The sequence below is a fragment of the Mesorhizobium qingshengii genome (assembly GCF_900103325.1).
Lineage (GTDB): Bacteria > Pseudomonadota > Alphaproteobacteria > Rhizobiales > Rhizobiaceae > Mesorhizobium > Mesorhizobium qingshengii.
The window spans coordinates 79794-105343 of record NZ_FMXM01000024.1 but is presented as its reverse complement, the minus strand read 5'-3'; the positions used below and the strand labels follow the sequence as shown (position 1 = coordinate 105343).

At 63.8% G+C, this 25550-nt stretch carries 22 protein-coding genes; 7 read left to right on the top strand and 15 right to left on the bottom strand.

What is annotated here, in order from left to right:
* On the top strand, positions 1-406 hold a 406-nt coding region (locus tag BLS48_RS28850), incomplete at its 5' end, for an IS30 family transposase (RefSeq protein ID WP_143019535.1).
* A gap of 262 nt (positions 407-668) precedes the next feature.
* Here BLS48_RS28850 and BLS48_RS28845 read toward each other — a convergent pair.
* From BLS48_RS28845 to BLS48_RS28820, 6 genes are all read right to left on the bottom strand, one after another.
* Entirely contained in the window at positions 669-2186 is a 1518-nt protein-coding gene (locus BLS48_RS28845; protein WP_091585238.1) for a carboxypeptidase M32, read from the bottom strand.
* A 47-nt stretch (positions 2187-2233) separates the two neighbouring features.
* Positions 2234-3253 carry an ABC transporter ATP-binding protein gene (locus tag BLS48_RS28840; RefSeq protein WP_091585212.1) on the bottom strand — a complete coding sequence of 340 codons (1020 nt, stop codon included), beginning with the start codon at positions 3251-3253 and terminating at the stop codon, positions 2234-2236.
* Positions 3253-4254 (bottom strand): ABC transporter ATP-binding protein, encoded by a 1002-nt coding sequence (locus BLS48_RS28835; RefSeq protein ID WP_091585210.1) that lies wholly within the window; start codon positions 4252-4254, stop codon positions 3253-3255. Before BLS48_RS28835 ends, BLS48_RS28840 begins: the two co-directional genes overlap by 1 nt.
* Complete coding sequence (locus tag BLS48_RS28830; RefSeq protein WP_091585208.1) at positions 4251-5099, bottom strand: ABC transporter permease; 849 nt, start codon at positions 5097-5099, stop codon at positions 4251-4253. The genes BLS48_RS28835 and BLS48_RS28830 overlap by 4 nt, the downstream gene beginning before the upstream one ends.
* Positions 5096-6034: an ABC transporter permease gene (locus tag BLS48_RS28825; protein WP_091585206.1), complete on the bottom strand. Its 939-nt coding sequence runs from the start codon at positions 6032-6034 to the stop codon at positions 5096-5098. Before BLS48_RS28825 ends, BLS48_RS28830 begins: the two co-directional genes overlap by 4 nt.
* A 75-nt stretch (positions 6035-6109) precedes the next feature.
* Entirely contained in the window at positions 6110-7687 is a 1578-nt protein-coding gene (locus BLS48_RS28820) for an ABC transporter substrate-binding protein (protein WP_091585203.1), read from the bottom strand.
* A gap of 189 nt (positions 7688-7876) precedes the next feature.
* Between BLS48_RS28820 and BLS48_RS28815 the strand changes: the two genes are divergently transcribed.
* Genes BLS48_RS28815 through BLS48_RS28795 form a run of 5 tightly spaced genes read left to right on the top strand, consistent with a single transcriptional unit; the run spans position 7877 to position 12762 of the window.
* The gene (locus BLS48_RS28815; protein ID WP_091585201.1) at positions 7877-8866 is read left to right on the top strand and encodes a GntR family transcriptional regulator; all 990 of its coding nucleotides are present in this window, start codon (positions 7877-7879) and stop codon (positions 8864-8866) included.
* Positions 8863-9564, top strand: coding sequence for a creatininase family protein (locus BLS48_RS28810; protein ID WP_091585199.1), 702 nt, complete (start codon positions 8863-8865; stop codon positions 9562-9564). The genes BLS48_RS28815 and BLS48_RS28810 overlap by 4 nt, the downstream gene beginning before the upstream one ends.
* A complete protein-coding gene (locus tag BLS48_RS28805) occupies positions 9555-10625 on the top strand; it encodes a ketopantoate reductase family protein (protein WP_244529949.1) in 1071 nt (356 codons plus the stop codon). Before BLS48_RS28810 ends, BLS48_RS28805 begins: the two co-directional genes overlap by 10 nt.
* On the top strand, positions 10622-11380 hold the full coding sequence (locus BLS48_RS36000; RefSeq protein WP_091585197.1) for an SDR family NAD(P)-dependent oxidoreductase: 759 nt from the start codon (positions 10622-10624) through the stop codon (positions 11378-11380). Before BLS48_RS28805 ends, BLS48_RS36000 begins: the two co-directional genes overlap by 4 nt.
* Positions 11377-12762 carry a dipeptidase gene (locus tag BLS48_RS28795; protein WP_208604684.1) on the top strand — a complete coding sequence of 462 codons (1386 nt, stop codon included), beginning with the start codon at positions 11377-11379 and terminating at the stop codon, positions 12760-12762. Before BLS48_RS36000 ends, BLS48_RS28795 begins: the two co-directional genes overlap by 4 nt.
* A gap of 911 nt (positions 12763-13673) precedes the next feature.
* Here BLS48_RS28795 and BLS48_RS28790 read toward each other — a convergent pair.
* Positions 13674-15008, bottom strand: coding sequence for a four-carbon acid sugar kinase family protein (locus BLS48_RS28790; protein ID WP_091585193.1), 1335 nt, complete (start codon positions 15006-15008; stop codon positions 13674-13676).
* Positions 15009-15012: 4 nt separating this feature from the next.
* Positions 15013-16263: a 3-oxo-isoapionate-4-phosphate decarboxylase OiaX gene (gene oiaX, locus BLS48_RS28785; protein ID WP_091585191.1), complete on the bottom strand. Its 1251-nt coding sequence runs from the start codon at positions 16261-16263 to the stop codon at positions 15013-15015.
* Positions 16264-16448: 185 nt separating this feature from the next.
* Between oiaX and BLS48_RS28780 the strand changes: the two genes are divergently transcribed.
* Positions 16449-17162, top strand: coding sequence for a transcriptional regulator NanR (locus BLS48_RS28780; RefSeq protein WP_091585189.1), 714 nt, complete (start codon positions 16449-16451; stop codon positions 17160-17162).
* Position 17163: 1 nt separating this feature from the next.
* On the opposite strand, the gene apnL is transcribed toward BLS48_RS28780, so the two are convergent.
* The 7 genes from apnL to BLS48_RS28745 all read right to left on the bottom strand — a co-directional run bounded on the left by apnL (position 17164) and on the right by BLS48_RS28745 (position 25500).
* Positions 17164-19002, bottom strand: coding sequence for a D-apionate lactonase (gene apnL, locus BLS48_RS28775; RefSeq protein ID WP_091585187.1), 1839 nt, complete (start codon positions 19000-19002; stop codon positions 17164-17166).
* Positions 18999-20033, bottom strand: coding sequence for a Gfo/Idh/MocA family protein (locus tag BLS48_RS28770; protein WP_091585185.1), 1035 nt, complete (start codon positions 20031-20033; stop codon positions 18999-19001). Before BLS48_RS28770 ends, apnL begins: the two co-directional genes overlap by 4 nt.
* Before the next feature lie 2 nt (positions 20034-20035).
* Complete coding sequence (locus BLS48_RS28765; protein WP_091585183.1) at positions 20036-21100, bottom strand: ABC transporter permease; 1065 nt, start codon at positions 21098-21100, stop codon at positions 20036-20038.
* Positions 21093-22649 (bottom strand): sugar ABC transporter ATP-binding protein, encoded by a 1557-nt coding sequence (locus BLS48_RS28760; RefSeq protein WP_091585181.1) that lies wholly within the window; start codon positions 22647-22649, stop codon positions 21093-21095. The genes BLS48_RS28765 and BLS48_RS28760 overlap by 8 nt, the downstream gene beginning before the upstream one ends.
* Positions 22646-23290 (bottom strand): DUF2291 family protein, encoded by a 645-nt coding sequence (locus BLS48_RS28755; RefSeq protein ID WP_091585234.1) that lies wholly within the window; start codon positions 23288-23290, stop codon positions 22646-22648. Before BLS48_RS28755 ends, BLS48_RS28760 begins: the two co-directional genes overlap by 4 nt.
* A 95-nt stretch (positions 23291-23385) precedes the next feature.
* On the bottom strand, positions 23386-24327 hold the full coding sequence (locus BLS48_RS28750; protein WP_091585179.1) for a D-ribose ABC transporter substrate-binding protein: 942 nt from the start codon (positions 24325-24327) through the stop codon (positions 23386-23388).
* 345 nt (positions 24328-24672) lie between these two features.
* Positions 24673-25500, bottom strand: a complete 828-nt coding sequence (locus BLS48_RS28745) for a phosphogluconate dehydrogenase C-terminal domain-containing protein (protein WP_091585177.1) — start codon at positions 25498-25500, stop codon at positions 24673-24675.
* Positions 25501-25550: the final 50 nt, after the last annotated feature.

Sequence of the window (25550 nt, the reverse complement as noted above, 5' to 3'; positions counted from 1 at the left end):
CATCGCCACCCTCGTCGAGCGACACAGCCGGTTCACGATGCTTGTGAAGTTGGCGAGAAGGGACTCGGCGACCGTCGTGAGGGCCCTCGCCGAGAAGATCGGCACATTGCCCGAAGAGTTGCGGCGCTCGTTGACATGGGACCAGGGCAAGGAGATGGCTCGGCACAAGAGCTTCACCGTTGCCACCGACCTACAGGTCTACTTCTGCGATCCGCGCCTTCCCTGGCAGCGCGGCAGCAACGAAAATACCAACGGTCTGCTCAGGCAGTATTTCCCCAGAGCAACCAACTTCTCCCACGTCTCGCAGGACCAACTCAACGCCGTCGCCCTGCGGCTCAATCAGCGCCCCCGAAAAATCCTGGACTTCGAAACGCCGGCCGATAGGCTACAGAAGGTGTTGCAATGACCTATTGAACCCACCGCCTCAAAGGAGCCATCTGACACCGCCCGTTTAGCACCACTTGGCGGACATTGCGATCCGTCAGCTCGAAGGGCCAAACTCCGCGTAACGTCTGACTTCCCGCCCTTCGGGCGATCAGCTGTTTTCCTTGCTCCCAGGTTTCTTCGTCGACAGTGCGTGCCATTCAAGAGCGGGTTCTATGACAGACAAATCCCTGAATCGCCCGGGATGGTGATATTTGACGAGACGAAGCCTCTCCATGCAGGCGCTATGCGTGCAACTCGGCCACCTTGCGACGGAGATCGTCGATGTAGTCGTCGGTCCCGAGCACCTTTCCGGTTGCGGCGTTCATGATTTCGGCCGGCGTCAGCGAGCGGCCGTGACGATGCACCTTGTCCCCCAGCCATGTCCTCAGCGGCACATAGTCGCCGGCCTCGAGGCCGCGCTCAATCTCAGGCACCTTGGTCGCCGCCTTGAACAGTTGCGAGGACATTATGTTGCCCATCGTGTAGGTCGGGAAGGATCCGATCATGCCCGCCGACCAATGTGCATCCTGCAACACGCCCAGCGTGTTGGTCGGCACATCGAGGCCAAGATAGCCGCGGACCTTGTCCGCCCAGATCGCGGGAAGGTCGGCGACCCGCAAGGTGCCGTCCATCAATCCGGCCTCGATCTCCGAACGCAAGATGATGTGCAAGTCGTAAGTGAGTTCGTCGGCCTCGACCCGGATCAGGCTGGGGCGTGGTGCATTCACCGCGCGCCAGAACTCGGCGACCGAGACATCGGCGAGTTGACCGGGAAACTCGGCTTGCAATGCCCCGAAATTCTGTTCCCAGAAGCGCCGAGAGCGGCCGACGCGGTTCTCCCACAGCCGTGATTGCGATTCATGCATGCCGAAGCTGGTGCCGCCGACCGCGTAGAGATTGAGGAGGTCGGTAGTGAAGACCGAACGCGTGAACTCGGGCGCAACGCCCTGCTCGTAAATGCCGTGGCCGGCTTCGTGCCAGACAGCGAAGAGGCCGCCCGGCAGCCAATTCTCACGGAAGCGGCCGGTGATGCGTGCATCGGTACGCGTGAAGGAAATCTCGAACGGATGAACCGTGTCGTCGAGCCGGCCGCGCTCGAAGTCGTACCCCATGCGAGCGGCCACTGCCTTCGAGAAGGCTTTCTGCTTTTCGATCGGATAGGTGCGTTCCAGAACATCGACGCGCGCCGGCCGGGCTTGCAGCGCAGCTTGGAGCAGCGGTCCGATCGCACCTTTCAGATCGGCGTATAGATGCTTGAGCTGCGCCCAGCTTATGTCGGGCTCGAAGGTGCCGCACGCCGCATCGTAGGGATGGTCGGCATAGCCGATATGCTCGCCGATCTCGCGCTGCAGCGCGACGGTTCGCTCGAGCACCGGTACGAAGGCGGCGAAATCGTTCTCGGCACGCGCCTTGATCCATATCGCCTGGCCCTCGGTCCGCCGCTCTGCTGATTCCTGCACCAGCCGGGCCGGAATGCGGCCGAGTGTGGCGATCGCACTTGCCGCGTCATCGAGCGCCCGCCTTCGAAGGTGCTCACCGGGCATTCCCGCGAGTTCCATGCGCGCAGCGTCGAGGGACTTCCGCATGCTGTCGCCGGTAGCGATTTCGCGTGCGACTGCCACCAGCGTGCCCAATTGCTTGCCGCGCGCCTCGGCCGCGGCCGGGGGCATCATGGTACGCGAATCCCAGACAAGCACGTTCACCGCGCACAAGATGTCGTTGACCTTGGCGACCTCGGCTTCGAATGCGGCATAGCTCATCGGCGTCTCATAGCTGTCGAGTCGGAAATTTCGGTTCTTCCGCAGGGTCATTGTGCGGCGATTGTTTCGGGCGCCGGATTGCCGAAATCGGGCAGATGACAGGCAGCGAAATGGGCGGGTCCACGGGCGGAGAGGGCAGGGCGCTCGGCAAAGCAACGCTCGAACGCGAACGGACACCGCGTGTTGAATAGGCAGCCGGCGGGCAGATCAAGTGGATTGGGGAGTTCGCCGCGTGCCGCCGCAACGCGCGTTCGCCGCGACGGGTCGAGTTCGGGCGCAGCATCGAGCAGCGCTTTCGAATAAGGGTGGCGAGGTGCTGCAAACAGCGCTTCCGTTGGGCTGATCTCGACCACTTTGCCGAGATACATCACCGCGACACGGTGCGAGATGTGGCGCACCAGCCTGAGGTCATGCGCGACGAAGACGACGGTAAGCTTCAGCCGTTCCTGGAGATCCAGCAGAAGGTTGATGACCTGTGCCTGCACCGAGACATCGAGCGCGGAGACCAGTTCGTCGGCGACCAGCACATCCGGCTCGACGGCAAGAGCGCGCGCGATGCCGATGCGCTGGCGCTGCCCGCCGGAGAACTCGTGCGGATAGCGGTCGGCGGCGTCCGCCGGGAGCCGGACAAGGCCCAGCAGCTCGGTGATGCGCGTCGGGATATCGGCCTTCGGCCGCATCGCATGCACGCTCAACGCTTCGGACAGAACCTGTCGCACCGACATGCGCGGATTGAGCGAACTGTAGGGATCCTGAAAGATCATCTGGACGCGGCGGTTGAAGGCGCGCCGTTCCCCCGGGCGCAGCAAACTGATGTCCTTGCCGTCGAAACGCACCAGCCCTTCGTCCGGCTCCAACAGCCGCACGAGACAACGCGCCAGCGTGGATTTTCCGCAGCCGGATTCACCAACGATGCCGAGCGTCTCGCCGCGATACACTTCCAGATCGACGTTGTTCAACGCATGGACAGCGGCAGGCGGTCTGCCGGTAAGTATGTCGGACGCGGTCCGGGGAAAGCGAAACCGCTTGGAGACGCCTTCGACGGAGATCAGCGGCATTTCCCGCATTAGGCCGCCTCCGCCATCGCGGCCACTGTTCGATGGTGGAAGCAGGCGACCTCTCTGCCGGCGGCGAAGCGTTCGAGCGGCGGCCGCTCGGCACGGCAGCGATCTGTGGCAAAGGCACAACGTGGGTGAAAGGCGCAGCCCTCCGGCAGATCGATCAGACCCGGCGGCGCGCCCTCGATCGATAAAAGCATGCTGCGCTCGGCGCCGATGCGCGGCACGGAACCAAGCAGTCCACGCGTATAGGGATGGTGCGGCTCGGCGAACACCTGCGCCACCGTGCCGGTCTCGACGATACGCCCGGCATACATCACCGCCATGCGGTCGCAGGTCGCCGCGACGACGCCGAGATCGTGAGTGACGAACAGCACGCTCATGCCGAAGCGGTCGCGCAGGTCGAGGATAAGCTTCAGGATTTGGTCCTGGATGGTCACGTCGAGCGCCGTTGTCGGCTCGTCGGCGAGCAGCAATTTCGGCGAACTGGCCAGCGCGATCGCGATCATCACCCGCTGGCGCATGCCCCCGGAAAACTGGTGCGGGTATTCGTCGAGACGCCGCTCGGCGGCTGGAATGCCGACGATGTTCATCAGTTCCAACGCGCGTTGACGGCGGGCGCGGCGGTCGAGCGTTGTGTGGGCGCTTAGATTTTCCTCGATCTGCAGGCGGACCGGCAGAACCGGGTTGAGCGCCGTCATCGGCTCCTGAAAAATCATCGCGATCTCGGCCCCGCGCACCTTGCGCAGGTCCGCCTCGCTCATCGCCATCAGGTCACGGCCCTGCCATTCGACCTGACCGCTCACCTTGCCCGGTTCGCGCACCAGCCGCACGATCGAGCGCAATGTGATGCTCTTGCCCGATCCGGACTCGCCGACCAGGCCAACGATCTCGCCTGGCGCGACATCGAGACTGATGCCGTCGACGACGGTGGCCCGGCCTCTCGGTGTGACGAAAGTGGTGGTGAGGCCGCGCACCTTGAGACCGCCGCCAGGCATTGGCACCGTCATCGGTTGACCCTCAGAAGATCCGCCAGCGCGTCACCGGCGAGGCTGAAGCCGAGGCCGGTGATGACGATGGCGATGCCGGGGAATACGGACACCCACCATGCGGTGGTCATGAAATTCTTGCCGTCGGCGATCAGCACGCCCCACTCAGCGGCCGGCGGCTGCGCGCCAAGGCCGAGATAGCCGAGGCTGGAGCCGAGCAGGATGGCGAGCGCCATGTCGGTCATCCAGTAGACGACGGCCGGCGTTATCGCATTGGGCAGGAGATGGCGGAATATGATGCGCGTGTGGCCGTACCCCATGCCCCGCGCCGCGTCGGCATAATCGAGCCGGCGCTGGATCTTGATCTCCGCCGCGACCAGCCGGGCATAGAACACCCAGCCGATGACGCCGACGGCGATGTACATGTTTCCCAGACCGGGACCGAGCACCGAGACGATGGCGATGACCAGCACCAGGAACGGAAAGGTGATGACCGCATCGACCACACGGCCAAACAGGGCTTCCGCCCAGCCGCCGACATAGCCGACCAGGGCACCGACAATGGTGCCGAAGACAAAGGGCGCGGTGGTTGCGAATACCGCGATCTGCATATCGATGCGATAGGCGTGGATGACGCGGGACAGCATGTCGCGGCCGAAATTGTCGGTGCCGAATGGGTGCGCCGCGCTCGGCGCCTGCATGATGGCGTTGTAGTCGAAGGCGGTCGGATCGTAGGGCGCGAAGAGACCCGGAAAGAATGCCATGGCAAGGCTCGCGCCGAGCACGATGATCGCGCCGACAAGTGTGCCCGGCAATGCCCGGCGCCGTTTCGCTGGCAGCGCGATCTGGACGGTGCCGGTGCTCATCGCGCCACCCGTGGATCGAGCCATGCCTGGACGATGTCGGTCAGGAGAAAGGTGAATGACACGAGCAGCGCCAGCGCGATCGTCAACCCCTGGATAACGGGATAGTCGCGGCCGTAAATGGCCTCGATCATCAGCCGCCCGGCGCCGGGAATGGCGAACACCGTTTCGGTGATGACCGCGCCGCCGAGCAGCGTGCCGATCGACAGGCCGAACAGCGTGACCGTCGAAATCAGCGCATTGCGCAGCACATGGCGCGTCATGATCACCCTCGCGCGAAGGCCCTTGGCGCGGGCAAAGTCGACATAGTCGGCGCCAACCACGCCGATGATGGCGGCGCGCAGATTGCGCATGAGCACGGCGGAAAGGCTGAGCGCCAGCGTCATGGCGGGAAGGAAGAGATGGTAGAGATCGTCGAGGAAGTTCTCGCCGTAGCCGCCGACCGGAAACCAGCGCAATTTCGCGGCAAACACGGTCAGCAGCACCAGTCCGACATAGAAGACCGGCATCGACAGGCCAATCTGGAAGGTGCCTCGAATGATGGTGTCCGGCGCGCCGCCACGGTTGAGCGCCGCGACGAAGGACAGCGGCACCGCCATCAGCAGCGCGATCAGGGCGGCCATTCCGGTAAGCATCAATGTGACGGGGAGACGGTGCGCGATCAGTTCGATCACCGGCAGCTTCAGGCCGATCGAGTTGCCGAGATCGCCGGTAAAGACCGCCTTGGTGAAGTAGAGGAACTGCATGGGGATGGGCTGGTCGAGCCCAAGCTTGGCATTGATGCGCTGGACGTCGGCGTCGATGGCGCGGTCGCCGAGCATGGCGCTCGCCGGATCGCCCGGCAAAAGCCGAACGAGGATGAAGGTGACCACCAGAATGAAAGCGATGGTCGGAATGGTCTGCAGAACTCGTCGGAAAATGAAGCCCAACAGCGGCAAGAGGTGATCCAGACCTTGTTGAATTGGAGCAAGATGGCGGCGAACGACGGACGCTCGCCGCCTCAGGCGATCAGCCTACTTCTGCAGCCACGCGGCGCCAAAGATATTGTTGCCGAGCGGGATCTGCACGAAGCCTTGTACCTTCTTGCTCAACGCGACCGGATAGGGCGTTTCGTAGAGCGGGACGATCGGTCCGCTGCTGTTGTAGATGTCCTGCATCTTGGCATACTGATCGGCACGCTTGGCGGCGTCGATCTCTTTTTGCGAGGCTTCGAAAAGCTTGTCGGCCTCGTCGCTCTTCCAGCCGCTGTGCAGCGCGCCGATGGTCGGCGAATAGACGAAGTACGAAGCGATTTCGTTCGGATCGGCAATGTCGTCGGTCCACGCCGCCTCGCGCATCGTGAACGTGCCGTCGCGGTATTGCTGCGTGCGGCTCGGATTGTCGACCTGCTGCAGGTCGAGCTTGATGCCAATCTGGCCCCACATCTGCTGCAGCGCCGTGGCGATGCCGATTTCGTCCTGATTGCCAGCGAGCACGAGCAGGCTGGTTTGGAAGCCGTTCTCGAAGCCGGCGTCCTTCATCAGCTGCTTGGCCTTGTCGAGATCGTAGGGATAGAGCGGCTTGTCACCCTTGTGCAGCGGCGTCGCCGAGGACATGAACGAGGTCATCTGCGACCCCACGCCATGGGTCACCACCTGGATGATCGCCTCCTTGTTGGTCGCGTAGTTCATCGCCTGGCGCACTTTTTCGTTCGACAGCGGATTGTCCTTGTCGCCGATCTTCGGGCGCACGTTCATGGTGATGTATTGGACGCGGGTCGACGGGTAGAGTTTCATGTCGATGCCGTCGGCGTGTTTCAATTCGTCGACGCGCGCATAGGGGATGAATTCGGCGCCATCGATCTCGCCCGACTGCAATTTCAGGATGCGCGTGGCATCGTCGGGGATCACCTCGAAATCGATGCCGTCGAGGTAGGGCAGCGGCTTGCCGTCCTCGCCCTTCGCCCAGTAGTTCTCGTTGCGGGTCAGCTTCATCGACTGGCCGTGGTCCCAGGACTGCAGGACGAACGGACCGGAACTGATCGGATGCGCCGAGAAGCTCTTCGCCTTTTCTTCGTCGGTCGTCCCTTCCGAGGCCTCGAATGCTTTCATCGGCAGGATCGCGGTGTTGAACACGGTGAGCGCCGCAAGGATCGCCGGATCGGTGTTCTTGAGCTTGATGATGACGGTGTGATCGCCTTCGGTGCTAACGTCCTGGATCGAGCCGACCAGGAAGCCCCAGATGCCTTTCTTCGGATCGGCGGCACGCTTCAGCGACCACTGCACGTCGGCCGGGGTGATCGGCGAGCCATCGGAGAACTTGATACCATCGCGCAGTGTCAGCGTGACCGTGAGCCCATCGTCGGAGACCTTCCAGTCAGTCGCCAGGCCCGGCTTCAGGCCCTTGCCGTCGTCCGTGGGCAGGATCAGCGTGTCGTAGAGATTGGACAGGACCCAGATGTCGACATTGGCATCGTTGAGCACCGGATCGAGAAAGAGACTGTCGGCATAGCGACCGTATTTCAGCGTACCGCCGCGTTCGACCGCAAGCGCGCCGTAGCTGGTACCAACGAGAAGTGCCGCGCTCAACGCAGCCTTAACGAGCATGTTCATGACGGCTCCCGTATCTCCAGAGGAATTTTCAAGTGTTCTTGTTGGCCATAACGTTTTCACGCGTGGCCTATCCTGTCAACGGAATTGTCCCACGAAAAGTCCTGCCCAGGCGCAAGAACGTGCTTGTCACCCTAGATCGACCGGACTAAGCGTTATAGGTGGATGATACAGTTGATTGGACTAACCTGAATGGAGTTCTCGGTTGACCGCGATCTGCCTGTGCCGCTGCGCACGCAGTTGCAGGGGCTGATCGAATACGGCATCGCCTGTGGCGAATTGGTGCCGGGAGAGTTGCTGCCGTCGGTCAGGGAACTGGCCGAGCGCGTCGGCGTGGCTCCGATGACGGTCAGCCAGGTCTATGGCGACCTCAAGGCTTCAGGCATGATTGAGACGCGTCCTGGGTCCGGCTCCTTCGTCACCGGCAGCGGGCGCGCGCGGCTTGCCGCCCGTCCGGAGGCGATGGAGTTGCACAGGCGGATCGACGCGCTGATCGATGCCGGGATTGCCGCGGGGATCAGGCCGGCCGAACTCGTTTCGCTGGTCAGCGCGCGCGCCTTCTATCGAGACAGCATAGGTGCCCGCACCAGGATCGTCATGATCGGACTGTTCACGGACGCCACCGCCAGCTATTCGCGCTTCATCGCCGCGCGCCTGGGAAACAGCGTGACCGTCGAGCCGCTGACGATCTCGGCCATCGAACGAGATCCCGCCGCCCGTGCCCGCGCCAATTCGGCCGATCTCGCCGTCACTTTCGTCAACCGGCAGCGCGAGGTGATGTCGCTGGTCACCAACACCAAGGTGGTGTCGATCAGCTTCATCCCTTCGGAAGAAACGCGCAAGGCGCTGGCCGCGCTGGATTCGCTGGCGCGCGTCGCCGTCATCTCCCGGTTTCCGGATTTCCTGCCGATCATGAAGGCCGGCGTCCAGCGCTTCGCCCCTCATGTCGAGCACCTGACCGGCGCTACGCTCGAGACGCCGGATCTTGAGGAACTGCTTGGCGCGTCCGACGTCGTGGTGTTTGCCAGCGGCGCCGAGGACGTTTTGGCAAGGCTTCAAGCGGGCGTCGCGGCGTTCGAATACAGGCACGCTCCTGACACGGCCGAGATCGAGCGGGTGCTGGTGCCGCTGGTCAAAGCGGCCGGCGACAACACAACAGACCAGGAGAGGAAGGCGTCGTGAGGATTTCCGAATGCAACTGGCCGCAGGTTGAACAGTACCTGCGCAAGGACGACCGCGCGATCCTTCCCCTGGGCAGCACCGAACAGCATGCGCAGCTGTCGCTGTCGGTCGACTCCATCCTGTCCGAGCGGGTCGCCGCGGAAGCGGCCGAACCGCTCGGCATTCCGGTGTTTCCGGTCGTGGCCTATGGTCTGACGCCCTATTTCATGGCCTATCCCGGTTCGATCAGCCTGCGCACCGAAACCTATATCCGCCTCGTGAGGGACATCCTCGACGGCATGCGCGCGCAAGGGTTTCGGCGCATCCTGATCGTCAACGGCCATGGCGGCAACCAGCCGGCGAGCTCCCTGGCGATCGAGTGGATGGCCGACAATCCGGATACCGCGATAAAATTCCACAATTGGTGGGCCGCCGCCGCAACGATGGGCAAGGTGCTGGAGATCGATCCGGTCGCCTCGCACGCCTCCTGGATGGAGAATTTCCCCTGGACCCGGCTTGCGGGCGTGAAACTGCCGACGCAGCAGAAGCCGATGATCGATCTTGCCCGCATGCGGCTGATGTCGCCCAAGGCGGTTCGCGACTATCTCGGCGACGGCAATTTCGGCGGTTATTACGAGCGTCCGGACGAGGACATGCTGGCGATCTGGGACATCGCGGTCAAGGAAACGCGCGATCTGCTCGAAGGTCCATGGTCATGAATGCAGGCATGGCTGGGGGCATGACCGGACCGATCCTGATTTGGGGTGCCGGAGCGATCGGCGGCACGCTCGGCGCGGCGTTCATCCGCGCTGGCCATGCAGTCACCTTCGTCGACAGTGATGTCAGCCACGTCAAGGCGATCAACGCCGAGGGGCTGAGAATCGTCGGGCCGATTCTTCAGGATACGGTGAAGGCGCCGGCGTTCCTGGCGACCGCGCTTGCCGGCCGTTTCGAGCGGATTTTCCTGTGCGTCAAGGCGCATCATACGCGCGCCGCCGCAACGGCGCTGCTGCCGCATCTGGCCGACCACGGCTGCGTCGTCTCGGCGCAGAACGGGCTCAACGAGATCACCATCGCCGAGATCGTCGGCAAGGAGCGCACAGTCGGCTGCTTCGTCAATTTCGGCGCCGATTATCTGGAGCCGGGCGTCGTCCATTACAGCGGCCATGGCGCCGTGGTCATCGGAGAACTCGATGGCAAGCGAACTGCGCGCATCGAGGAACTGCACCGGCTGATGCAGGATTTCGAGCCGAAGGCGGTGCTCACCGACAACATCTGGGGTTTTCTCTGGGGCAAGATGATCTACGGCGCGTTGCTGTTTGCCACAGCACTGACCGACGATGCCATCGCCGACGTGTTCGCCGATCGCCGCTACCGCCCGGTGCTCGCGGCGGTGGGGCTGGAAGTCGGCGCCGTCGCCAAGGCGAATGGCGTCAGGGCAGAGGCGTTCGACGGCTTCGATCCGAGTGCCTTCGCCCCGGGTTCGCCCACCGCCGCCACCGACCGTTCCTTCGACGAGATGGTCGTGCACAATCGCCGTTCGGCGAAGTCCCACACCGGCATCTGGCGCGATCTCGCCATTCGCAAGCGCAAGACCGAGGTCGACGCGCAGATTTTCCCGATCGTCGAGATCGGGCGAAAACTCGGTATCGCGACGCCGCTGACGGCGCGCACCGTCGAGATGATCCACGAGATCGAGGACGGTAAGCGGCAGCTCGTTCTGAGCAATCTCGATGAACTGGCCGAAGCCATGCCGAGCACTCCGGCAAGCGCCCGATGAACATAAGCTTCGACAAGCGAACCGTTATCGTCACCGGGGCGGCGCATGGTTTTGGCCGCGCCATCGCGAAAGGCTTCGCCGAACGCAATGCTGCTGTCCATATCCTGGACGTCAACGAAGCCGGCCTGGCCGAGACACGCGCGCTCTGTGGCGCAAATTGCCGTTCGCATGTCGTTGATGTCGGCAACCGCGATGCCGTACAGTCGGTCGTCGGCGCGATTGAAGCCGATGCGGGCGCGGTCGACATCCTCGTCAACAACGCCGGCGGCGTGCTCGGTCAGGTCGGGCGGCCGCTGGAGGAAATCTCGCCGGCCGACTGGCAGACGATTTTCGACGTCAATCTCTCGGGCGCCTTCTTCATGACGCAGGCCGTGGCGCCCGGCATGAAGAAGTGCCGCTATGGACGCGTCATCAACATTTCCAGCGGCGCCGGACTCGGCATCAGCCTCACCGGCATACAGGCCTATGCCAGCGCCAAGGCTGGCCAGATCGGCCTGACACGCCAGCTCGCGCATGAACTCGGACCGTGGAACATCACCGTCAACAACGTCGCGCCGGGTTTCGTGCGTTCCAACCCGACCACCGAGCGGCAATGGGAAGCGATGGGCGAGGAGGGCCAGCAAAAGCTCCTCCAGAACATCGCGATGAAGCGGCTTGGCTCACCCGACGACATCGCCGCGATGGTGATGTTCTTCGCCTCCGATTTCGCCGGCTGGGTCAGCGGTCAGGTGATCAGCGTGGACGGCGGCAAGTGAGCGCCGTCGAAGCTTATCTCGTCGCCCACGCCGACGAAGCCTTGGAAGACCTGAAGGCGTTCTGCCGCATCCCGAGCGTCAGCACCGATCCGGCCTATCGCGACGGCATCCGTTCGGCGGCAAACTTCGTCGCCGAACGGCTGACGCGGGCCGGGTTCCCAACCGTCGAGATCGTCGAGACAGATGGCCATCCAGCCGTGTTCGGTGAAATTATCGGCGACGCCGCCGCGCCGACCATCCTCGTCTACGGTCACTACGATGTGCAGCCGCCGGATCCGGTCGAGAAATGGACGACGCCGCCCTTCGAGCCGACTGTGCGCGACAACCGCCTCTATGGGCGAGGCGTCTCGGACGACAAGGGCCCGATGCTGATCCCGATTCTGGTCGTCGAGGCATTCCTGAAGACCGCTGGGCGCTTGCCGCTCAACATCAAGATGCTGGTCGAAGGCGAGGAGGAATCCGGCAGCCCGCATTTTTCGCCGCTGGTCGAGAAAATGCGCCAGCGCCTCGCCTGCGACCTTGTTGTCTCCGCCGACGGCGCCATGTGGCGCGCCGACCGGCCGTCGATGACGGTGGCCAGCCGCGGTATGGTCGCGCTGGACGTGGTGGTGAGGGGCGCGGCGAAGGACCTTCACTCTGGCCGCCACGGCGGCAGTGCGCCCAATCCCATTCGAGCGCTCGCCGCCATGCTGGCCAGCCTGCACGACAGGGACGGCGTCGTCGCCGTGCCGGGCTTCACGGACGGCGTCACACAGCCTGACCCCGCCATTCTCGACGCGATCGACGCTGCCGCCTTCGACACCGCTGCCTATTTCGCTGGGATCGGCGCTCCGGCGCCCGATCCACTGCCCAGCGGCCACGATCTTCTGGTGCGTCAGTGGCTGGTGCCAACGCTTGAATTCAACGGCATATTCGGCGGCTATTCGGGACCGGGGACCAAGACGGTCATTCCTTCGTCGGCGGGTGTCAAGATTACGTGCCGCCTCGTCGCCGGGCAGCAGCCCGGCAAGGTGGCCGAGGCGATCCGGCACCACCTCGAAGCACAATTGCCGACTGGCTGTTCGCTTGACGTCAAACGCCACGGCCCCGGTACCAAGGCGTTCTCGATCGATCCCGATCTGCCGGCCTTGGCAATCGCCGAGACGCTGCTCGGCGAGATGATGGGCGCGAAAGCGCTGCGGGTTGCCATGGGTGCGACGATCCCGATCGGCAGCGTTTTCAAGGAGCATCTCGGCGTCGGTACGATCTTCTTCTCGTTCTCGACCTCCGACGAGGACTACCACGCGCCCAACGAGTTCTTCCGGCTGGAGAATTTCAGCGTCGGCAAGATCGCCTGGGCCCGGCTGTTCCAGCGCCTGGGTTTATCGATGAGCGGAAAGTAACCGGGCCCTGTGCAGCGCACCGTCTTGCGTAGAGGCAAACTGGGCAGTCATGCTTTCACCAGAGGGGCCAAACGCGGGAGCGCCCCGAAGCTTATGTGCGCCAATTCCATCCAGACGCAGTTAGCTTTTCGCTGCTTGTGGGAGCTTCGCGGAGGCGATCGGATGGGCAACTACATACAATTCGCGCTCTGCCTCCACTGGATCCGCTTTGGACCGTCAGGTCATTTCTAGCACCGTATCAGAACGTCTTGACTTGGCGGTGAGCTGAATGGCGCCGACTGGATGCTCGAGAGCAGGCAATCCGCTCCTGATGCGGTGGAAGGTTGCGGCGGTTGCGCTGGCAGGCAAGACCGCCCGAATGGTTTGGGCACCGATGACGAACGGCGAGCGCTACAGGGAGCCGGTCGTCGCGTAAAAACGAGACCAGGCGAACGATCGCCGACGAGGTTGGGAAGGGCGGACAGGAGCTAATGCACAAAGCCGGTTGATACCGCCGGATCGGGAAAACCCACTGGGGCCGTGCACTTCGAGTGCGAGCTTCCGATCGGGACCTGACACGCGCGAACGGCATTATGGCCAGCGGCACATGACAGGCCGCACCTATCGTCGGATACATGGCCGCACCAACCAGCAACTGCAAAAGCCCAAAGAACCCCTTGCCGACGGAGAGCCGTCCATACACGGCCCCTATGCTGCCGGACCGCCATGCGCCTCATGTCCGCCATTCCTGGCGATTCGCAGCCTTCCCGAAAGGGGTCATCGCTCAACCTACCCCGAAGGCCTGGTCAGGAGGGGTGCTGGTCCGCTTTCAAGCAGACATGTTTTCGCTCGGTGCTTCGGCGCAAGTTGAAGCACATGGACTGGTGCATGTTTTCTCTCAAGTTTCGCAGTTTACCAGCCCAACGCCACTGTCAACTGCGAAGGCCGTCACGGATGGACGAGAAATAGCGGTCGGTTCCTACCTGCCCGCCCTTCAACGCAACCTCCAGCCCGTCGATCGCTTTGACGTGCGAATAAGCAACGCAAAGCGGGGAACCAGGCGAGGCGGGCAGAGGCATCCTGACAGTCAGCGCGTCGACGCCCATTTGTCCCAGCGCATGGCTTGACGTGTCACCGCCGGCAATGACCACGCGCCGCAAGCTCTGCTCCTCAGTCAATTGGCGCAGCAGCGCACCAAGGCCGCGGCCAAGCTTGTGGCGGGCGCCTTCCTGGCGGTCGATTTCAGCCCCCCTGTCGGCGGTGGGGCCAAGCGCGGTGTAGAGGATGACACTGCGCCCGGCTTGCAGGCTGGCGCGGCCGCTTGCCGCCGCACGCGCGATTGCTTGCTCCGAAGCCTCCGAAACCAGTTCGACGGGATCGATCTCGATGCCGTCGAAACCGTCGTCCAGGGCATGCCGGATCTGTCGTTCGGTGGTCGGCGAGCAACTGCCCGACACGACGGCGATCCGCTCGGCGGCGCCCGGCGGCGTGAACCCTGATCCAGCGCTGATGATGTCATTCGACGCCCACTCGGCCAGCAATGCATACTCGATGCCGGACGAGCCGACGACAAAGGAGCCGCCCGGCTTGCGGACGCGCCAGATCTCCTTGCCGGCAAGTGCCTGGGTCTCGCGGCTGTCGACGTCGACAAGCACGATGGCCGCGCCATTCTCCACGAGGTGATCGAAGGCTTGCGACCGCGAGGTGGACTGCAGCGTCGCCAGGTCAAGCAATCCCGAGGAGAGCCCGGTCTGCCGCGACAGATGGATCAGCAGGTCGGATTCATCCATCGGCGTCGTCGGGTGGCGGCTCATCACCGGATGGCGGTCGATGCGGAAATACTGGTCGCGATAGGCCGCGAACAGGTGGCCGAAGGCGGTGTAGCGCTTGAGCTGCGGCGCGCCGACCAGCAGCGGCACGCTGTCCTGTGCGAAGACCGAGCGGCCGATCTCGATCGCCCGGCCGATGCTGCCGGTCGTCGGGCTGGAATCGAATGTCGAGCAGACCTTGTAGTGACAGATTTCGGCATTCAGCGTCTTCAGCCAGGCGAAGGCGTCGGTGAGATGCGTGTCCATCCACTGTGGCGTCTCGCTGCGGCTGGTACCAGCCAGGCCGATCGCCCGGCAATGGCTGAACCGTTCAAGCTGCGCCTCGTCCGGCAGCCTCATGAACAGCACCGTCGGCACGCCGCCGAGTTCGAGCGCCTCCATGACATCGGTCGAGCCGGTGAGGTCGTCGCCATAGTAGCTGAGCAGCGGGTTTTGCATGGGGTCAGGCTGCCTTGCCATCGCCAAATTTTTCGATCGACCGTGCCAGTTCAGGATGCTTCAGGGCGAAGTCCGCCAGCGGAATGCCGTCGACCGCCGCTTGCCAGGCTTGCTGCACGGCGCGCACGCCGGCGCCCGCCCCGTCCGGATGGCTGACGATGCCGCCGCCGCAGAGGTAGAGAAGATCGACCGTCCGGCCGGTTCGTGCGTAAGTCTCGGGTGCCTGCCCGCCCCACTGGCCGGAGCCGGCGACCGGCAGCGCGCAATCATCAGGTGAAAAGATCGGCGTCGTCACCGCCTTGAAGGAGCGGACGAAGGATTCATCCGGCTCCCAGTATTTCGAGGCGATGCCGTTGATCTGGAACTGATCGACGCCGAGCAGCCGCCAGAACTGCTGCCAGACCTTGAAATCCATGCCGAGGCCGGGGTGGCGGGTGAGAATGTCCCAGCCATTGCGATGGGCGTGCAGCACCAGGCTGGAGCGCTTTCTTAAGAAGGCCATGCCGCCGAAGCCGATGGAGTTGATGTTGACCACCGCGCAATTGCCGCCGGCCTTCGCCACCAGATCGTGGTTGCGCATCATCTCGTCCGGGTCGGCATGCGAGATGCCGAAAGCATACATGACCTTCTTGCCGGTCTTCTGCTCGTGGTCGAGGATGAGCGGCATGATCGCCTTCACCCGTTCCGCCAAGGGCGAATAGGCCGGGCTCATCAGCTTCTCGTCATCCTTGATGAAATCGACGCGGGCGGCGATCAGTTCTGCCACCATCGCCGCCGTCTCGTGCGGCCGAAGTCCCAGCGCAGGCTTGACGATGGTGCCGATGATCGGGCGACCCTCGACGCCGGTCAGCCTCCGGCTGCCGGCAATGCCGAACTGTGGACCAGGGTGGGCGTCGCGATATTCTTCCGGCAGCTTCATGTCGACGACGCGAATGCCGGACAGGCCCTTGATCGAATACGTGCCGCCGATGGCAATGGTCATCAGCGCCGCAAGATCGGTGCCGATGGCATCGAAGGGAAAGGCGATGTCGACATCGGCGCGCTTGAACGGTCCGTCGCCGGCTTCCGGAATGGAGGGCTGCGTTGCGTCGGGCAGATGCCGTATCGCCAGCACGCGCGCCGCCACCCTGGCCTTCAGTTCCTCGGTCTCGCCGGGCAATGCCACGAAGGTTCCAGTCGACTGGTCGCTGGCGATCTTGGCCGCCAGCGCCTCGATGCTTTCAGACGTTTCGATACGATAGGTGAGGGTGATCATGGTCCGCTGTCTCAAGCCCAGGCGTTCGAAAAAGATTCACCGATGCTCGAAATCTGGTATAATGAGTACATAAGTATTGCAAGACATATCCGGCTGGAAGTTTTGGGCGGGTCGACCGACGTCAATTTCCGGGATTTGTGGCGGCAGTGTTAGATAGGGCCGGGTCAAGGGAGTGATTCGCGACGATGAACCGTTCGGAACCGATTGTGCGGCGCAAGCTTTCCGACGAGGTCTTCTTGCGGCTGAAGCGCCTGATCACCAGCGGCGAATTGATGCCGGGCGACGACATGCCCTCGGAGCGCGAATTGATGGAGCGTTTCGAGGTCGGCCGGCCGGCGATCCGCGAGGCGATGCAGGCGCTGAGCAATATGGGCCTCGTCGCCATCTCCCATGGCGAACGCGCCAAGGTGCTGCAGCTGACCGCCAAGTCGATCATCAAGCAGGTCGACGGGGCGGCCAAGATCATCCTGTCGTCATCGAAGGACACGCTGGAGCACCTGAAGACCGCGCGCATCTTCTTCGAGCGCGGGATGGTCCGGGAAGCCGCCGAGAAGGCCACCGCCGAAGACGTGCAGCGGCTCAGGGCCACGGTTGCCGAACAGCGCGGCTTTCGCGGCGACTCGGAAGCCTTCATCTCGGCCGACATGAAATTCCATACCCAGATCGCGGCGATCTCCGGCAACCCGATCTATGTCGCCGTCAGCGAGGCCATGCTCGGCTGGCTGAAGGAATATCACACCGAAATGCTGATCTGGACCGGCAAGGAACAGTTCACGCTGACCGAGCACGAAGAGATCATCGGCCGCATCGAGAAGAAGGATGCCGACGGCGCCGAGAAGGCAATGATCAAGCATCTCGAACGTTCGCGCGCCCTCTATGTGATGAACTCCGAAAAGTGATTCAGCCGACCCGGACGATCGCATAAGGCGTCATCACAAGATGGCCTTGGCCAAGCGCTGAGAGGTCGACCAGCACGTCGTTCGCCGTCAGGTTTGCCAGCCACATGACTGTCTTGCCCGAGGCGGGGCGCCCGGCGAGCGCGAGCACCTTGGTCTCATCGCTGGTTTTTGCCGCGACATGTGCGAGGCCGGCCATTTCGCAAAGCCCCTTGATGGCCTGGAAGATCGGCCGGGGTGATCCTTCCGCGGCGGGTTCCCCGGATGTCGCGAGCACGCCGAAGGGGCTTGTGAAGCCGGAGAGGGTCAGCATCTCCAGCCCGGCCGGTGCGACGCGCGCGGCATAGCCGATCGTCCATGCGGCTGCGAACAGGCCGGCATGGCGGGGATCGCGGTCGGCCATGGCAATGCGATGGCCGGGCGGATTGGGCTTGGTGGCGCCGCCATAGGGATTCTGGCGCATGGCAACCGTCGACGGGCCGATGCGGTAGGGTTTTGTCCCGAAGATCGCGCGTGTCGACTGGGTGATCAACGGCAACGCCTCCAGCGACTGCATGACGCTGAGATCGTCGGCGGCGTGCACGATCGGGCAGGTGCAATGGGTAATGAAGTCGAGCAGGTCCGCCGGCACGCGCTTGCGGTTGAGCTCGGTGAAGTAGCTGAACATGCCGTCGCCGAGGCGAATGTCGGGGAAGGCGCGCCGCGCGGCGGCGTAGACGTCTTCGAGTGGCGGGCATTCAGGCCACGCACTGCCCGGCGGCGTCGACTGCCGGTCGACCGAAGGCGAGACGGCGATGGCCGAGAGTTTCAGCCCTGCCTGGCGCACCATGCCGGCGACGGCTGAAAGTTCAGCGTCGAGGTTGCCCGCGCTGGTAACGATGCATTCGAGCGTCGTCCGCGCCGGGTAGGCTGCCGCGAGCCGGGCAAAGGCGCGCAAGGCGTCGAGCCCGTGGCCGCGCGTCGGATCGTAGTGAAACAGCAGCTGTTGCGGGCCAAGCGTCGAAAGCAGCGGCAGGTTCGCCAGCGCCGTCTCGACATCGTCCGCATAGATGATCACGCCGACATCGGGCAGTGCCGGACCAGGCTCGCCGAGTTCAATGCGAACCGGCTCGCCGGCCACGGCGGCAGCCAGCGCTTTGCCTTCGTCCGTGATGCGCAGGCTGATCGTTTGGCGATTGGGCTCGCCGGCCGGCAGCACATATGGCCACGGCAATGCCAGCGGCCGCACATAGGTCTTGTAGGAGGCGTCGGACCAGTTGCGCTGATCCTCCATTTCGAACGTGTCGCCCTCCATCCGGCATTCGGCGCTGATGCCGGGCCGCACCCCGTGGGTGATCGCGCGCAAATCCTTGAAAGGCTGCCAGGGGTCGATCAGCAGCGGAAGCTTGGTCGCCACCACGCTGCCATCGGTGTGTTCGACCGTCACCGGGCTTCCAGCGAGGCCGGCGATCGGATGCAGGATGCAGAAGCCGCAGCGATTGGTTTCGAAGTCGGCTTCGGGAAGGGCGCTGACATCGAAGACCAGTTCGCCGCTGGCAGTGCCTTTGATGGTGGCGCGGAAGCCGAGCTGGCTTGCGTCCGGCCCCGCGCAGCTTGCCGAATAGCTGACCGAGAAGGCGTCAGCGATCTGGTCGATGACCAGGTCGGTCAGTTCAGGCTCGTAGGTGCCCCAGTCGCGGTCACGCACGATATAGGCGATGGCGCGCAGCACTTCGATGCCGCCATGGCGGATGGTGCGCAGATTGCCGTTGACGAAGTCGGCGCTGAGCAAACCCGCGCTCAGCCTGACCGGCGCGGCCTCGACGGCACGCGTACCACAGAGGAGGAAGGCGTCGGCGGTCATTTCAGCAGGGCGTCGAGCTGTACCGGTTCGCGGCTCGCCGCCCCGCCATAGGCGGCCTCGACCAGCGCGAAGGTCTTGAGGTTGTCGGCCCCCGAAGTTGCGGGCTCGGTCCCCTTCGCCAGGCAGTCGACCCAGTGTTGCTGGATGGCGACGACGCTTTCCTGGATGTTGTGCCAGGGACGCGACGCCCAGGGGAGCAGGGGCGGCGAGACGTCGCTGACCACCGTTCCGCTCTTGCCGGTGACGGTGAGCCGGTAGCCCTGGGCCAGCCGGATCGTGCCGTCGCTGCCGTCGATCTCGATCAGCGTTTCGGGAAACGGCTCCACAGCGAGCCTGGTTGCATAGCTGCAATCGACCACCGACGTGGCGCCACTGGCATGGTCCATCAGCATGGTCGCCACGTCCTCGCCGGCGATCGCCTGGTTGATGCGAGCCGTCCTCGCGGTGATCGTCGAGACGTCGCCCAGCAGGAAGCGGGCGATGTCGAGGATGTGGATGCCGAGATCCTCGATGATGAAACGCTTTCCCGTGGCCAGGTAAGGCTGGCCGGAAAACACGTCATAGGCGGAGCGGAAGGAGATGCGGCCGAAGAAGGGTATGCCGATCTCGCCGCTGTCGATCACGCCGCGCACCGCCTGGATCGGTGACTGCCAGCGGAAGTTCTCATGCACCATCAAAGGCACGCCGGCTTCCACGCAGGCCTTCACCATCGCCTTGGCGTCGGCAAGCGTCGGCGCGAACGGTTTTTGGCAGATCGCCGGCACCCGATGTCGCGCCGCCAGTTCGACCAATGCTCGATGGCTCGGCGCGGTGGTGGCGATATCGACGAAATCCAGACGTTCACCGGCAAGGAGTTCTGCGGCGTCGGTATAGCGCCGGGCGATACCGAACTGGTCGCCGACGATCCGCAGCCGTTCCGGGTCGCGGTCGCAGATGGCGACGATCGAGGCGCCTTCTATGTCGCGCCAGGCATGCATCTGGTTGACGGCAAAGAAGCCGCAGCCGATCAGTGCTCCCCGCAGTTCCGTCATGATCAACCCGCCTTTGCCATCTGCATCAGCGTGACCCGGCTCTGCAGCCGGCGCTGTGCCTGGTCGACGACCACGGCGACGATGATGACCAGGCCCTTGATCACCATTTGCCAGAACGAACTCACCCCCATCATCACCAGCCCGTCCGAAAGAATGCCGATGACGAAGGCGCCGACGATGGTGCCGCCGATCGTGCCGCGACCGCCCGACATCGAGGTGCCGCCGAGCACCGCCGCCGCGATGGCGTTGAGCTCGAAGCTCTCGCCCGTCGCGGGGTGCGAGGCCATCAGCTCGGACGAGATGATCAGGCCGACGATCGCCGCGCAGAAACCGGAGAACATGTAGACGAACATCTTCACCATGTTGACACGGACGCCCGAGATTCGCGACGCCCGTTCGTTGCCGCCGACCGCGAAGATGTGGCGGCCGAGCGGCGTGTATTTGGCGAGATAGGCCGCCGCCAGCGCAACGACGATCAGGATCCAGATCGCCACCGGCAGGCCGAGCAACCGGCCGGCGCCGAGGAAGCCGAACCCGGTCGTGCCGAGCTCCGGCTTGCCGACCAGGTTGGGGAAGGTGCGGCCATCCGACGACAGCAGCGCCAGGCCGCGCGCGACATAGAGCACGCCGAGCGTGGCGATGAACGGCGCGACGTTCAGCCTGGTGATCAGCAACCCGTTGACGGCGCCGATCAGGATGCCGACCGCCAGCGTGATCAGCGCGATCTCGAAGACGTTGAAATAGACGGTGTAGCCGATCTGCAGGTCGATGCCGTTGAGCACGAGATAGCCGGCCACCATGCCGCACAGACCGACGATCGAGCCGACCGACAAATCGATGCCGCCGGTGATGATGACGAAGGTCATGCCCATGGCCAGGAACGCGTTGAGCGCCACATGCTTCGACATCAGGATCAGATTGGCGGTCGACAGGAAGTTCGGCGCTGCGATCGAGAAGAACACGAGCACGGCGATCAGCGCGATGAAGGTTCTGAGCTTCATCAGCGTCAGCAACGCGGAGCCGCTGGAAGCGGAGGAGGCAGCCGCCTTGGCCGGAATGTCAGTCATGGGCATCTGTCTCCGTATGCGGGGCCGGTCCGTGGCCAAGTGCCGAGGCCGCGACGAGGGCTGCCTCCGTCGCCTCGGCACGATCGAACATGCCGGTCAGTTTTCCATTGCTCATCACCGCGATGCGGTCGGACAGCGCCATGACCTCGTCGAGATCGGAGGTCGCAAAGAGAATCCCCAATCCGTCGCGGGACAGCCTGCGCATGGTGCGGAAGACGTCGGCCTTGGCGCCGACATCGATGCCGCGGCTGGGCTCGTCCATCAACAGCACCTTCGGCCCGGTGAGCAGTGCCTTGCCGATCACCACCTTCTGCTGGTTGCCGCCAGACAGCGACGAGACTTCCTGCGCCGGGTCGGCGACCTTGATCGTCAGTTCCCGCACCATTTGCGTCACCGCCTGCTTCTCCTCGGTGCCGCGGATGTGGAACAGGCGCACGAAACGCGACAGGCTGGCCAGCGTCAGATTGCTGGCGACGGAGAGGATCGACACCAGCCCTTCGCGCTGGCGATCCTCGGGGATCAGCGCTAGGCCGCGCCGGATGCGCCGCGTCGTGTCGCGCTCACGCACCTCCTTGCCGGCGATGAAGATCGCGCCGGTGGCCTGGCCGTGGCGGCCCATGATGCAGTCGAACAACTCGCTGCGTCCGGCGCCCATCAGGCCGTAGATGCCGAGGATCTCGCCGGCGCGCAGCGACAGCGAGACATGGTCGACCGCCAGCCCACCAGTCGCGCGCGGCAGGCAGATGTCCTCGGCACGGAATATCTCCTCGCCCGGAACATGGCCGTCGGCCTTGGCGAAATCCTTGGCATCGGAGCCGATCATCTGCCGAACGATCCACTGCGTGTCGACGTTCTTCATTTCCTCCTGGCCGGTGATGCGGCCGTCGCGCAGCACGGTGATGTAGTCGCCGATGCGGATCAGCTCCTCCAGCCGGTGCGAGATGTAGACGATGGCCACGCCGCGCGCCTTGAGGTCGGCAATCACCTTGAACAGGATCTCGACTTCCGCCGCACTCAGCGCCGAGGTCGGTTCGTCCATGATCAGGATGCGCGCGTCGAGCGAAACCGCCTTGGCGATCTCGACCAGCTGCTGCTGGCCGATGCGCAGGTCCTCGACCAACATGTCCGGCCGGATGCCGGCCTCCAGCCGCTCGAGGAATTGCGCCGCGCGGCGCTCCTGGTCCTTGCGGTCGATCTTGCGGAAGCGGTTGGTGATCTCGCGGGTGGCGAAAATGTTCTCGGCGACGGTCAAATTGCCGAACAGGTTCAGTTCCTGGAACACCATGCCGATGCCGCGGTTAACCGCATCGCCGGACGACGAGAACGAGACCTCTTCGCCTTCGAGCAGGATGCGGCCGGCCGTAGGCTGCTCGACGCCGGCGATGATCTTCATCAGCGTCGACTTGCCGGCGCCGTTTTCGCCGACCAGCACGTTGACCGCGCCCTTGCGCACCTCGAAATTGGCGTGCTTGACCGCGACGGTGCCGGCATAGACCTTGGAGACGTCCTCCAGCTTCAGGATGACGTCGCGTCCCGCGGCCGCGCTCATGGCTTCGGCCCGATCTCGACCTCCGCCGGCGTCACCAGCGGCAGGTCCTGGCCACTGCCCAGCGTGTAGGCGCCGAGCACCTTGGCACTACGGCCCTTGAGCGCGTCGCGCGGCAGCTTGGACAGCACAGTCTTGTCGGCATAGGTGTTGAACGCTTTGCCGAACTGGGCGAAGTCGATCTGGTTGGTGAAATCGTTGAACTGGATGAAGTCGAGGCTGTCGCGCAAAGCCGTGCCGCGCACCGCCGGTCCGATCTGCACCCGCGCGTCGGCCTTGCCGTCGCCGTCGATATCGACGTCCACGGTCGCCGCGCGCGACTGCGTGTTGGCGGCGACGATCTTGCCCTCCAGCCGCACCGCGAAGGTCCAGGGCGAGTTGGCCTGCTTGTTCGGATTGCCGTATTTGCCGCCGGCCGCCGCCGGGTCGGCTTGCGCCAATGCGTGAACTTCGGGAAACGGTCCGGCCTTCTGGTGGAGATAGGGAACGACCTTCGCGGCCCATATCTCGTCGACCATCTTGTCCGGGTTGAAGGCGGGTGCATTGCCGCCGCCACCTGATTGTGTCGGCAGGATCTTGCAGGCGGTCAGGCTGATGCCGACGGTCACTGCAAGGATCGGCCAGGTCGGCTTGTTGTTCAGCATGGCGGCCTGTTGTTCGTCATCGCGATCGGCACTCACAGAAGAATGGAGACGAGGGGCGAACCTCGGTTCGCCCCTCCCGTTCAAGTCACGCTGGCTCAGTTGGTCAGCGCGAAGGTCTCCAGCTTGGGAGCATTGTCACCATTGACCAGAACGCAGTCCATCAGCTGCTTTTCCTTGGCCGGTGACTTCTTGTTCTTGATGAAGTCGTTGGCCTGCTCGACCGCCATCTGCGCCTGCGCGAAGGCGGGCTGCAGGACGGTCGCCTTGATGCCGCCGGAGGTGATGGAGTCGCGCACGTCGTTCGATCCGTCGAATCCGACAACGATGACGTCCTTGCGGTTGGCCGCGACAAGCGCCGCATAGGCGCCCATCGCCATCGTGTCGTTGCCGGAGATGACGCCCTTGATGTCGGGGTTGGCCTGGAGGATCGATTCCATCTTGGAATAGGCTTCGGTCTGGCTCCAGTTGGCCGATTGCTGGGCGACCATCTTCAGGTCCGGATAGTCGTCGATGACGTCGTGATAGCCCTTGGATCGGATGCCGGCATTGGTGTCGGATTCCTTGCCGACCAGTTCGACGAAATTGCCCTTCTCGCCCATCAGCTTGACGAATTCCTGCGCGCCGAGCTGGGCGCCCTGGTAGTTGTTGGAGACGATCTGCGCCACGGCGACGCCGGTGGCGTTGATCTCGCGGTCGATCAGGAAGGACGGCACGCCGGCGTCCTTGGCCTTCTGCACGGCGGCGACGGTGGCGTCGGCGCCGGCATTGTCGAGGATGATCGCCTTGGCGCCACGGCCGATCGCGGTGTCGATCAGTTGCGACTGCTTGTTGGCGTCGTCGTCATGGACGAGCACCAGCGCCTCGTAGCCGAGTTCCTTGGCCTTGGCTTCGGCGCCGTCGGCTTCCGCCTTGAAGAACGGGTTGTCGTGCGAGGGTGTGATGATAGCGATGAGATCCGCCGCATAGGCCGGCATTGCCGTGCCAAGTGCCAGCATGCCGGCGAAAGCCGCAAGCGTCATTCTGCGTGTGAGTTTCATGAAGTCCTCCCGTTGAAAAAACTCGTGCCTTGATCGGTCAAGGCCATTGTCTGCATCGAATTCCGTCAGGCAGCGCAGGCAGCACCCCGCTCCGGGTCAAAGCCGTTCGCCGGCTTTCATCCGAAACGATCTCGCTTCCGTCCCCGCCATCCTCCACTCGTCCCGGCTTCGATTTCCCAGCGAAGCGTGATCGATCCGAGCCAGTGAACAGCTAAGGCTAACTGGTATAATGAGTCAACCACAAATTCAGATGATATGTACCTGATTAGCGCTGGGGTAGGGGGCGTCGGCGACAGTTTCGCCGACGCATCCAGGTGGTTCGGAACGCGCTTGTGCAAGTCTTCCTCAGGTGATGCGCTGAATGCTCGCGGCGATCTCTTCCGGCTCGAAGACCCGCTTCCAGTCGTCACGCATCAGCACCGGCTTGCCGAACTCGATCGCCTTGTTGCAGGCGTCGGAGAATACGCCCTTGGTCTCGCCGAAGATGACGGCACCGAGCACATTCATGTGGCCGAGCAGGAAATCGAGCGCCGCTTGCTTGTCGACACCGCGCGCGACGACTTCATCGACCGCTTCCTTCATGACGACCAGCAGCGAGGCGCATACCGTTTCCGACAGGCCGGGTTCGAGCAGGGCCATCTGCTCGACCGTGACACGGTGCGAGCGCATGACCGGCGCCCAGATGATTTTCGCGATCGCCTCGCCCTTGGCGTAGTCCTCTTCCGGCCCCTGCATCAAGGCGCTGACCATGTGCTGCTTGGCCTTGACGCCGCCGAAATAGTCCTTCTTGGCCGCCATGTCGGTCTCGTCGTTGAAGATCGGCGGATGGCAGGGATGGGTGACGAAATAGGTGAGGTCGGGACGCTTCGGCAGATGGCCGGCGAAGGGTGCCGCCGCGTCGAGCACCACCACCATCGTGCCTGGCGCCAGCTTGCTTTCGATGCTCGCCGCCACCTTGCCGATATGCGTGTCGGGAACGGCAAGGATCACGACATCGGCGCCGTCGAGCGCCGCATCGGCGCTGACCGTGTCAAAGCCCAGGCCCGATTTCAGCCGCTCGCGGCCGGCTTCGCTGACCTCGACATGGCGTATCGTGTAGGGCGATCCGCGAAAATTGGTCGACAGGCGGTAGCCCATTTTCCCGCCAGCCCCGAACAGCGCAATCGTCGTCATGTATCCGAAACTCCCGATTTCAAACGATGGCCGCGCCGATCGTTATGTTA